Raw genomic sequence first — 10,632 nt, 5'->3', positions numbered from 1 at the left:
TGTGGGAGCGCACCCTGTGCGCGACGGCCACGCCTGGGTGTATCGCTGCGTAGGTTTGTCGCGCACAGGGTGCGCTCCCACAGTAGAGCTGAGGCAATAAAAAAGGCCGCCTTTCGGCGGCCTTTTCTTTACTCGTATCGCTGATCCAAAGATCAAGCCACGCCGCGCGAAGCCTTCTTGCGGTCGTTTTCCGTCAGGTGCTTCTTGCGCATGCGGATTTCCTTCGGGGTGACTTCGACCAGCTCGTCGTCGTCGATGAAGTCCAGCGCCTGCTCCAGCGAGAACTTGGTCGCCGGGGTGAGCTGGATCGCATCGTCCTTGCCGGAGGCGCGCATGTTGGTCAGCGGCTTGGGCTTGATGGCGTTGACGGTGAGGTCGTTGTCCTTGGCGTGGATGCCGATCAGCTGGCCTTCGTACACCGAGTCGCCTTCGGCGGCGAACAGCTTGCCGCGATCCTGCAGCGGTCCAAGCGAGTAGGCCGGGGTGGTGCCGCCGGCGTTGGCGATCATCACGCCGTTGAGGCGCTTGGCGATGGCCACCGGGGTGTACGGACCGTAATGGTCGAACACGTGGAACAGCAGGCCCGAACCCTGGGTCAGGGTCTTGAACTGGTTCTGGAAGCCGATCAGGCCACGGGCCGGGATCAGGTATTCAAGGCGCACGCGGCCCTTGCCGTCCGACACCATGTTCTTCAGGTCACCCTTGCGGATGCCCAGGCGCTCCATCACGCCGCCCTGGTGCTGCTCTTCGATGTCGACCACCAGCTGTTCGATCGGCTCCATCTTCTGGCCGTCGATTTCCTTGATGATCACTTCCGGACGCGACACGGCCAGCTCGTAGCCTTCGCGGCGCATGTTTTCGATCAGCACCGACAGATGCAGTTCGCCACGGCCCGAGACCAGGAACTTGTCGGCGTCGGAGCCGTCTTCCACGCGCAGTGCCACGTTGTGCACCTTTTCGCGGTCGAGGCGCTCACGCAGCTGGCGGCTGGTGAKGAACTTGCCGCCCGACAGATCCTTGTTGCCGACGAACGGCGAGTTGTTGACCTGGAAGGTCATGCTGATCATCGGCTCGTCGACGCTCAGCGCCGGCAGCGCTTCAGGCACTTCCAGCGAGGTGACGGTATCGGAAATGGTCAGCTCGGAAATGCCCGAGATGGCGACGATATCGCCAGCTTCGGCCGACTCCTGCTCGATGCGCTCGAGGCCGAGGAAGCCGAGCACCTGGCCGATCTTGCCCTGGCGCTTCTTGCCTTCACGGTCGATCACGGAGACCGGCATGCCCTTCTTCAGGGTGCCGCGCTGGATGCGGCCGATGCCGATGACGCCGACGAAGTTGTTGTAGTCGAGCTGGCTGATGCGCATCTGGAAGGCGCCGTCCGGATCGACGTCCGGCTTGGGCGCGTGCTGCATGATCGCTTCGTACAGCGGGGTCATGTCGCCTTCGCGGGCGTTCTCGTCCAGCGAGGCGTAACCGTTCAGCGCCGAGGCGTAAACGATCGGGAAGTCCATCTGCTCATCGGTGGCGCCGAGCTTCTCAAACAGATCCCACACCTGCTCGACCACCCACTCCGGACGCGAGCCCGGACGGTCGACCTTGTTGACCACGACGATCGGCTTGAAGCCCATGGCGAACGCCTTCTGGGTCACGAAGCGCGTCTGCGGCATCGGGCCGTCCATCGCGTCGACCAGGATCAGCACGGTGTCCACCATCGACAGCACGCGCTCCACCTCGCCGCCGAAGTCGGCATGGCCTGGGGTGTCGACGATGTTGATGCGGTTCTTGGCGCCGGTCTTCTTGTTTTCCCAGGTGATGGCCGTGTTCTTGGCCAGGATCGTGATGCCACGCTCCTTTTCCTGGTCGTTGCTGTCCATCACGCGCTCGGCCAGCACGGTGCGCTCATTGAGCGTGCCGGACTGCTTGAGCAGCTGGTCGACGAGCGTGGTCTTGCCATGGTCGACGTGGGCGACGATGGCGATATTGCGCAGATTTTCGATGGACATGAGGTCGGCTCGGGCGGGATAAAGCCGCCGCGTGAGGTTTCTGGAGGGATAACCCGAGAATTATACGGGGTTATGTGACAGCTTGCTTGAAAAGTCTTAGTAAATTGTTCAGACCGTGACTCGACGACGGTTTAAGGCCGCTCCGGGAGGGGTTCGTCACCCGGGAGCGACCGAACCTGTGCTGGACTGATCCCGAGGGCGGCCTGTCGCCCGAGAGGGATGGAGGGCATGGGCCATCGCCTTTCCCAGTGGATATGCTTGGTCGCACCGTTGCTGGCGTCGTGCGCCGCACCGCCGTTGACCAAGGATTCCGGCATGCATGCCCCCGATTTCGTGCGTGGCGAGGTGCTCCAGACCGAGCATCGCCAGGGCGACGACCTTCTGAGCGCGGGCCTGGGGCTGGATGGCTTGGCCGGTCCGCCATCGCCGATCGCACATCCCTTGCAGCCCACGGCCGCCGAATTGCGCCGCCGTGCGATCCAGGCGAGCTGGAAGGGCATTGCCGATCTGGGACCGCTGGGCGGCTACGGCCATGTCTATGGTGGAGTGCCCGATGTGCCCGGCCGCGAATACCAGGCGTTCGCCTGGATTTCGGGGGCAAACGCGCCGCACCGCGTGCTGTTGCAGGCGCCCGACAACTTCGACCGCTCGCGCCGTTGTCTGGTGGTAACGGCGTCGTCGGGTTCGCGCGGCATCTATGGGGCGATTGCGCTGGCTGGCGCCTGGGGCCTGCCGCGCGGCTGCGCGGTGGCCTATACGGACAAGGCCGCTGGCGCAGGTTATTTCGACCCCGCCAACGACTCAGGCGTCGCGCTCGACGGCACGCGGGTCAAGCGCGGCACGACCACACTGGAATTCGAACCGACCTCCCACGCCAGTCGCGTCGATCTAGGTGTGAAGCACGCCCATTCAGGCGACAGCCCCGAGGCCGACTGGGGCCGGCATGTCCTGCAGGCAGCGCAATTTGGGCTGGCCATGCTCAATCGCGCCTTCCCCGACCAGGCGCCTTTTACGCCGGACAACACACGCATCATTGCCACCGGCCTTTCCAATGGTGGCGGTGCGGTGCTGCAGGCGGCGGGACTGGATGACGGCCGCATGCTCGCTGGCGTCGTGGCGCTCGAGCCCAATGTGCGCGTGCCTGAGCAGGGGCGTGCGTTGTTCGATTACGCCACCGATGCCTCGATCTGGTTGCCGTGTGCGCTCGCCGATGCGCGATTCGATGCGGCACCGATGGCACGCACGCCGCAGGGTGAGGTGCCGCCGCGCTGGGCACAGCGCTGCCATCAACTTCATGAGCGCCAGCTGGTCAGCGGCACACGCGTGGCGGCGCAGGCTGCCGAGGCGTATGAGCACCTGCGCGCCAGCGGCTGGACTGACGAGGCGATGACCACCGCAGCCTCCACCACCTCGCTGGATCTGTGGCGTGCCATCACGGTCGCCTATGCCTCCGCGTATATGCGTCGTGGGCCCGACGATATGCCTTGCGGATTTCGCTACGGCGGCGTGGCTGCATCAGGCGTATCGGTGCCGGTCGATGCAGCGGCACGTGCCACCTGGTGGGCCGATGCCTCGGGCATTCCGCCCGGGAATGGCGTGGGTTTGTTTGGCGGCGCCGATCGTTCCGGCGATCCCACGCTGCCCGGCGTGCTGTGTTTGCGCTCGCTATGGGAAGACCGGGATGCGAGCACGCAGGCGCTGCGCGATGGCGTCGCCGCGACCACGGTGAAAGCACCACGCGCCAGCCTGCCGGTATGGGTGGTGCATGGCGCCTCCGACGGCTTGTTGCCGACGGCGTTCACCTCCGAACCCTATGTCACCTGGCTGCGCAGCAAGGGCGGCCATCCGCTGTACTGGAAAGTGCCGCACGCCCAGCATTTCGATGCCTTTCTCGCCATCCCCGGTTTCGGCGACCGCCACGTGCCCTTGCTGCCGTACGGCTATGCGGCGCTGGATCGGCTGTGGTCGCATATCTATGAAGGCGCGCCGTGGCCCGCCCTGGTGCCGACGCCATCGCCACGGCCGCGCGGTTCGAACGCGTTGGCTCGCGATGCGCTGGATCTCCCCGCCACCTGGACCCAGGCCCCTCGCTGAACCAGAGGCTGGCGGCTCATCCCAGCTGCGGTATCCTTGCGTGCTTGCAGGGCGCCTGTGGTTGCGCGCTGCCTTTCAACGAAGGATCCCCTGATGACCATCAACGTCACCATGACCACCAACCGCGGTCCCATCCATCTGCGCCTGCACGATGACAAGACGCCGGTGACCGTGGCCAGCTTTGTCAACCTGGCCCGTCGCGGCTATTACGATGGCCTGTCGTTCCATCGCGTCATCGCCGATTTCATGGTGCAGGGCGGCTGCCCGGAAGGCAGCGGTCGCGGCGGCCCGGGCTACCGTTTCGAAGACGAATTCGACGCATCCTTGCGTCATGACAAGCCGGGCGTGCTGTCCATGGCCAATGCCGGCCCGCGCACCAATGGCAGCCAGTTCTTCATCACCCATGGCGCCACGCCGTGGCTGGATGGCAAGCACAGCGTGTTCGGCGAAATCCTCGGCCCGGAAGATCAGGCCGTGGTCGATGCGATCCGCCAGGGCGACATCGTCGAGAAAGTCACTGTGGAAGGCGACGTCGATGCGTTGCTGGCCGCCCAGGCCGACCGCGTGAAGGAATGGAACGCAGTGCTCGACGAGCGCGGCTGAGTCCGTTCGTCGTCATTGCGTGAAGAAGCCGCCGTCGTCATCGACGGCGGCTTTTTTTGTGGCTGCGCTGTCATGGCGATGTGGGAAACAGGGGCCTAGAATCGGACGGCTCCACGCAAGAAGCGATGTGCGTCAATCCCATTCCCAAGGAGATGCAGTAATGTCCTTTCTCAATGATCTGCTCGGCGGCGGTCAGGGCAATCCGGCAGGTGGTTCATCCCTGGTGGCCGTGGCGGGCCAGCTGATCGAAAAGGCCGGCGGTGTGCAGGGCCTGGTGGCCATGCTGCAGCAGCACGGTCTGGGCGATGCCGTGCAGTCGTGGGTCGGTACCGGTGGCAACCAGGCGGTGTCGGGCGACCAGCTCGGCCAGGCACTGCAGAACGGCGGGCTCGGCACCGTGCTGCAAGAGGCGGCAGGCAAGCTGGGTGTCGACCAGGGCCAGCTGCTGGGCCAGCTCTCGCAGGTGTTGCCGCATGCGGTCGATCATCTGACGCCCGAGGGCCAGTTGCCGGCGCAGGGGCAGGGTGGTTTCGACCTGGGTTCSCTGGCGTCGCTGGCAGGCAAGCTGTTCGGCGGGGCCAACCGGGCCTGAGTCCAGGCACTGAAAAAAAACACCGGCGACGCGCAAGGCGTCGCCGGTTTCGCGTCCCTGCGCCAGGAGGTCAGGCGTTGGCTTTGCGCTTGAACAGCAGGTGATAAAGCAGCAGCAGGACGATCGCGCCGCCGATCGATCCGAGGAAATGCGCGAGGCCCGTCTCGCCCCACCATCCCAGCTTTTCGCCAATATAGGTGGAGATGACCGAGCCGAGGATGCCCAGGATCGCGGTGATGATGAAGCCGCCCGGATCCTTGCCCGGCATCAGCATCTTGGCGATCAGACCCACGACCAGACCCACGATGAATACCCAGAGCCAGTGCATATGCGTTCCTTGGCGGCCATTGGTGGGTCGAATCTAGGCTTACATCGTGCGCCAATCCATAGGCAGATCAGCCAGTTGACGGCACGGTTTTGCAAGTCACGAACGTCACTGGCATGGGCCTGACCATCTCACGCATGGGCGGGGCTTTAGACCATCGGGTGAACCCGGGGCGTCGGATGGCGCGCTGTCACATGCTAAAATCGTGGGGTTTGCTGTCTTCGTTCCCCATACACGAGGAAGTCATGCCCCAGCTTGCCCAGCGTGTCGGTCGCGCCAAGCCCAGCGCGATCATGGTCATCGCCGAAAAGGCCAAGCAGCTCAAGGCTGCCGGTCGCGACATCATCAGCTTCTCGATTGGCGTTCCCAATTTTCTACCTGGCGAGCATGTGTATGCCGCCGCACGCGAAGCGCTGCAGCGTGATTCCGGCCAGTACGGCAGCAACCGCGGTGCGGATGCGCTGCTCGATGCCTTCCTGGTGCACATCGAAAAGCTCGGTTTCACCGGCTATGGCCGCGCGAATCTCTCGATCGGCATCGGCGCCAAGCAGGTGTTGTACAACCTGGGCGAAGCGCTGTTGAACGAAGGCGATGAAATCTGCTTCGCCGCACCGTTCTGGACCACCTATCGCGACATCGCCGACATCCTGGGCGCCAAGGCCAACATCCTGCATTGCGGCCCCGAGCAGAACTACAAGCTCACGCCGGCGCAGCTCGATGCGGCGCTCGCGCGCAAGCCCAAGGTGTTCCTGTTCAACAATCCGTCCAATCCCACCGGCATGGTCTATACGCGCGACGAAATCGCCGCGCTGGCCGACGTGCTGGCGAAGTATCCGGATACCTGGATCATCACCGACGACATCTACAACTCGATGGTGTTCGACGGCATCGGCTATCACAACTTCGTGCATGCCAGGCCGGAGCTGAAGGATCGACTGATCTTCGTCGACTCGGTGTCCAAGACCTATGGCATGCCGGGTTGGCGCGTGGGCCTGATCGCCGCGCCGGAAATCGTGGCCAAGGCCATCACCACGCTCAACTCCAACCACATCACCAGTCTGCCCGAAGTGATCACGGCCGCCGCCATCGCCGCGTTTGCCGGACCGCAGGATATTCCGCAGGCCAAGTGCAAGGAATTTGCCGAGAAGCGCGACATCGTGGTCAATGCGCTCCGTGCGATTCCCGGCGTGGTGTGCCCGTATCCGCAGGGCGCGTTCTACGCGTTCCCCGATATCTCGGTGGCATTCGGCAAGAGCTACAAGGGCACGCGCATCAACGACGACGTCGAGTTGTGCGCTGTGCTGCTCGAAGCGGCGGGCGTGGCCTGCGTGCCAGGCTCGGCATTTGGCGAGCCGCGCGCCCTGCGCATTTCCTATACCTGCCCAACGGCACAATTGCAGCCCGGGCTGGAACGCATCCAGGCGTTCTTTGCAGAATTGACCTGATGGTCTTGGGCCCGCGCCGTACGGCGTGGGCCTTTGTCTTTTGTACGCTAGCCAAGTTGAAGGAGTTTCTCCGATGAAAGCCCCCGTTCGTGTTGCCGTTACCGGCGCTGCCGGCCAGATCGGTTACGCCCTGCTGTTCCGCATCGCCGCGGGCGACATGCTGGGTCCGGATCAGCCGGTGATCCTGCACCTGCTGGAAATCACCCCGGCGCTGCCCGCGCTGCAGGGCGTGGTGATGGAACTCAACGATTGCGCGTTCCCGACGCTGGCCGGCGTGGTCGCCACCGACGACCTCAACGTCGCCTTCAAGGACGTCGATTACGCGCTGCTCGTCGGCGCGCGTCCGCGCGGCCCGGGCATGGAGCGCAAGGATCTGCTCGAAGCCAACGGCGCCATCTTCGGCCCGCAGGGCAAGGCGCTGAACGATCACGCCAAGCGCGACGTGCGCGTGCTGGTGGTTGGCAACCCGGCCAACACCAATGCGCTGATCGCCCAGCAGAACGCACCGGATCTGGATCCGAAGTGCTTCACCGCGATGGTTCGTCTTGACCACAACCGCGCGCTGTCGCAGCTGGCCGAGAAGACCGGCAAGCACAGCACCGACATCAAGAAGATGACCATCTGGGGCAACCACAGCTCCACCCAGTACCCGGACCTGCACCACGCCACCGTGGGCGGCAAGCCGGCGCTGTCGCTGGTTGATCAGTCCTGGTACGAGAGCGATTTCATCCCGACCGTGCAGCAGCGCGGGGCGGCGATCATCAAGGCGCGCGGCGCTTCCTCGGCCGCTTCGGCTGCTTCGGCTGCCGTCGACCACATGCGCACCTGGGCGATGGGCACCGCGGAAGGYGACTGGGCCTCGATGGGCATCCCGTCCGACGGTTCGTACGGCATCGAGCCGGGCGTGATCTACGGCTACCCGGTGACGGTGAAGGATGGCAAATACGCCATCGTGCAGGGCCTGGAAATCAACGATTTCTCGCGCGCCCGCATGGACGCCACCAACAAGGAACTGCGCGAAGAGCGCGCCGGCGTCGAGCACCTGTTCGCCAAGAAGTAAGTCGCACGCGCAAGCTTTGCGATGATCGAAATGGGCAGCTTCGGCTGCCCATTTCTTTTTGGGGGCAGGGCAGCCATTTCCCCGGGGGTGGCTGGCGGCGTGCCCTGGGAACGGTAGAATCGGCGGAGCATTAACCGGAACCCAGACATGAAGCGACTTCTTGCGACCCTTTCCCTCTGCGCCCTGCTCACCGCCTGCGGTGGCACCCACGGCTTGCGCGACACCACGCCGAAGATGAGCAGCCGTACCAACAAGGACATTCCGACCTATCTGGAATGCGTGCGCGCCAAGTGGGCCGAAACTGCCCAAGTGAGCATGTCGCACAAGGACCAGTCGGGCGAGCTGTCTGSCAACGACAAGCAGGGCGCGCATGAACTGATCAACGTGACGGCTGACGGCACCGGCGCCCTGGTCGTGATGTACGAAGGCCAGGACATGAAGAAGGACTACAACTCCGCCTATCGCGACGCGGCGGTGTCCTGCCTGTAAGTTATGCGCGTGGATGATCGCCGCGCATGGCGATCGTCCACGCACGACTCGACCAAGGTCGCAAAGCCCATTGGGCAGCGCTGATCTAGGCTAGACCGATCAGCCGTTGAAACGAGGGTGATCGCGATGCGCTATGAGGAGTTCTATCAGCGTTCGATAGAGCAGCCCGAAGCGTTCTGGGCTGAGCAGGCGCAGCGCATCCATTGGCATACGCCACCCCAGCGCATCCTCGACGTTTCCCATCCGCCGTTCCGCCAGTGGTTCGTCGGCGGCACCACCAATCTCTGCTACAACGCCGTCGACCGCCATCTCGAAGAGCGCGGCGGCCAGCTCGCGCTGGTGGCGATCTCCAGCGAAACCGGGATCACGCGCGAGCTGAGTTATCGCGATCTCTATCGTGAAGTGAACACCTTCGCTGCCGTGCTCGCCTCCTTGGGCGTAGGCAAGGGCGATCGCGTGGTGATCTACCTGCCCAATATCGCCGAAGCGGTGTTCGCCATGCTCGCTTGCGCGCGCCTGGGTGCAATCCACTCGGTGGTTTTCGGCGGCTTTGCCGCGCACAACCTCGCGTTGCGCATCGATGATGCCGAGCCCGCGCTGCTCATTGCCACTGACGCGGGCATGCGTGGCGGCAAGATCATCCCGTACAAGCCCTTGGTCGACGCTGCGCTCGAGGAAGCCAAACACCAGCCGTCAAACGTGCTCATCATCGATCGTGGACTCGATCCCCAGATGACGCGTGTCGCCGGACGCGATCTCGACTACGCCAGCTTGCGCGCCTCCTATGAGGGCGCCGAAGTGCCGGTCGAGTGGCTCGAATCGAACGAGCCCAGCTATCTGCTCTACACCTCGGGCACCACGGGCAAGCCCAAGGGCATACAGCGCGACGTGGGCGGCTACGCTGTCGCCATGGCGATGTCGATCGACGCGATCTTCGACATCAAGCCGGGGCAGGTGATGTTCTCCACCTCGGATGTGGGCTGGGCCGTGGGCCATTCGTACAACGTGTACGCGCCGCTRATCGGCGGCGCCACGTCGTTGCTATACGAAGGTCTGCCGGCACACCCCGATCCGGGCATCTGGTGGCGTCTGTGCGAACGCTACGGCGTGCACAGCATGTTCTCGTCACCCACGGCGTTGCGTGTGCTCAAGAAACAGGACCCGAGCTGGCTCAAGAAGTACGACCTGCTGAAACTGCACTGGTTGTTCCTCGCCGGCGAACCACTCGACGAACCCACCGCGCACTGGGCCACCGAAGGCCTGGGCGTACCCGTTATCGATAACTACTGGCAGACCGAAACCGGCTGGCCCGCGATCACCTTGATGCCCGGCCTGGATTTGAAAAGGCTGAAATTCGGCTCGCCCGGATTGCCCAGCCCCGGCTATCGCATGAAGGTGATCGACGAGAACACCGGCGAGGAACTGCCACCGCACCAGAAGGGCGTGCTCGTATTTGTTCCTCCGCTGCCGCCCGGTTGCCTGACCACGGTATGGCGCAACGACGAACGCTACGTGGCAAGTTACTTCAGCCACTTCAAGGAACTGCTCTACAGCTCGCTGGATTGGGCGATCCGCGACGAGGATGGCTATACCACCATCCTTGGACGCACCGACGATGTGATCAATGTGGCGGGACATCGCCTGGGCACGCGCGAAATCGAAGAATCCGTAGCGATGCATCCTGCCTGCGCGGAAGCTGCGGTGATCGGCATGCACGACGATGTGAAGGGGCAGGTGCCGGTGGTGTTTGCCACGCTCCGCCAAGGCGTGACGGAGGCTTCGGTGGAGGTTGCCAAAGGCATGCAGCAATGCGTGGTGGATCAACTGGGCAAGATTGCGAAGCCGGCGCGCATCTATGTGGTCAATGCGTTGCCCAAGACACGCTCCGGAAAACTGCTGCGACGGTCGCTGCAGGCTTTGGTGCAGCACACGGATCCTGGGGATCTTTCTACGTTGGATGATCCGGCGGCGTTGGAGGAGATTCGCAGGGCGTTGGAGAGGGGGCCCGATCAAGGTTGAGT

The 10,632-nt window shown here is 63.9% G+C and carries 9 protein-coding genes; 7 read left to right on the top strand and 2 right to left on the bottom strand.

Annotation, left to right across the window (positions count from 1 at the left end):
• Positions 1-152 precede the first annotated feature (152 nt).
• Positions 153-2,003, bottom strand: a complete 1,851-nt coding sequence (gene typA / locus AC1DMG_RS16045) for a translational GTPase TypA (RefSeq protein ID WP_477180756.1) — start codon at positions 2,001-2,003, stop codon at positions 153-155.
• A 315-nt stretch (positions 2,004-2,318) separates the two neighbouring features.
• Here typA and AC1DMG_RS16040 point away from each other — a divergent pair, with 315 nt between their 5' ends.
• From AC1DMG_RS16040 to AC1DMG_RS16030, 3 genes are all read left to right on the top strand, one after another.
• Positions 2,319-4,097, top strand: a complete 1,779-nt coding sequence (locus tag AC1DMG_RS16040) for a 3-hydroxybutyrate oligomer hydrolase family protein (RefSeq protein ID WP_441604637.1) — start codon at positions 2,319-2,321, stop codon at positions 4,095-4,097.
• Positions 4,098-4,190: 93 nt separating this feature from the next.
• Positions 4,191-4,700, top strand: coding sequence for a peptidylprolyl isomerase (locus AC1DMG_RS16035; RefSeq protein ID WP_477163784.1), 510 nt, complete (start codon positions 4,191-4,193; stop codon positions 4,698-4,700).
• Between the two features lie 160 nt (positions 4,701-4,860).
• Positions 4,861-5,292, top strand: coding sequence for a YidB family protein (locus AC1DMG_RS16030; protein ID WP_441604639.1), 432 nt, complete (start codon positions 4,861-4,863; stop codon positions 5,290-5,292).
• A gap of 70 nt (positions 5,293-5,362) precedes the next feature.
• Here the strand turns inward: AC1DMG_RS16030 and AC1DMG_RS16025 are convergent, their stop codons facing one another.
• On the bottom strand, positions 5,363-5,620 hold the full coding sequence (locus tag AC1DMG_RS16025) for a GlsB/YeaQ/YmgE family stress response membrane protein (RefSeq protein WP_441604640.1): 258 nt from the start codon (positions 5,618-5,620) through the stop codon (positions 5,363-5,365).
• A gap of 242 nt (positions 5,621-5,862) precedes the next feature.
• Here AC1DMG_RS16025 and AC1DMG_RS16020 point away from each other — a divergent pair, with 242 nt between their 5' ends.
• The 4 genes from AC1DMG_RS16020 (at position 5,863) to prpE (ending at position 10,630) form a co-directional block, all read left to right on the top strand.
• Positions 5,863-7,062, top strand: coding sequence for an aminotransferase class I/II-fold pyridoxal phosphate-dependent enzyme (locus AC1DMG_RS16020; protein ID WP_441604641.1), 1,200 nt, complete (start codon positions 5,863-5,865; stop codon positions 7,060-7,062).
• 73 nt (positions 7,063-7,135) lie between these two features.
• Positions 7,136-8,122 (top strand): malate dehydrogenase, encoded by a 987-nt coding sequence (locus tag AC1DMG_RS16015; RefSeq protein ID WP_441604642.1) that lies wholly within the window; start codon positions 7,136-7,138, stop codon positions 8,120-8,122.
• A 147-nt stretch (positions 8,123-8,269) separates the two neighbouring features.
• Entirely contained in the window at positions 8,270-8,611 is a 342-nt protein-coding gene (locus AC1DMG_RS16010; protein ID WP_477180755.1) for a hypothetical protein, read from the top strand.
• A gap of 126 nt (positions 8,612-8,737) precedes the next feature.
• Entirely contained in the window at positions 8,738-10,630 is a 1,893-nt protein-coding gene (gene prpE, locus AC1DMG_RS16005) for a propionate--CoA ligase (RefSeq protein WP_441604644.1), read from the top strand.
• The last annotated feature ends 2 nt before the right edge of the window (positions 10,631-10,632 follow it).

The organism is Dyella sp. 01N36 (assembly GCF_056399745.1).
The sequence above is the reverse complement of the archived record's forward strand: the minus strand, read 5'-3'. Positions and strand labels throughout refer to the sequence as shown.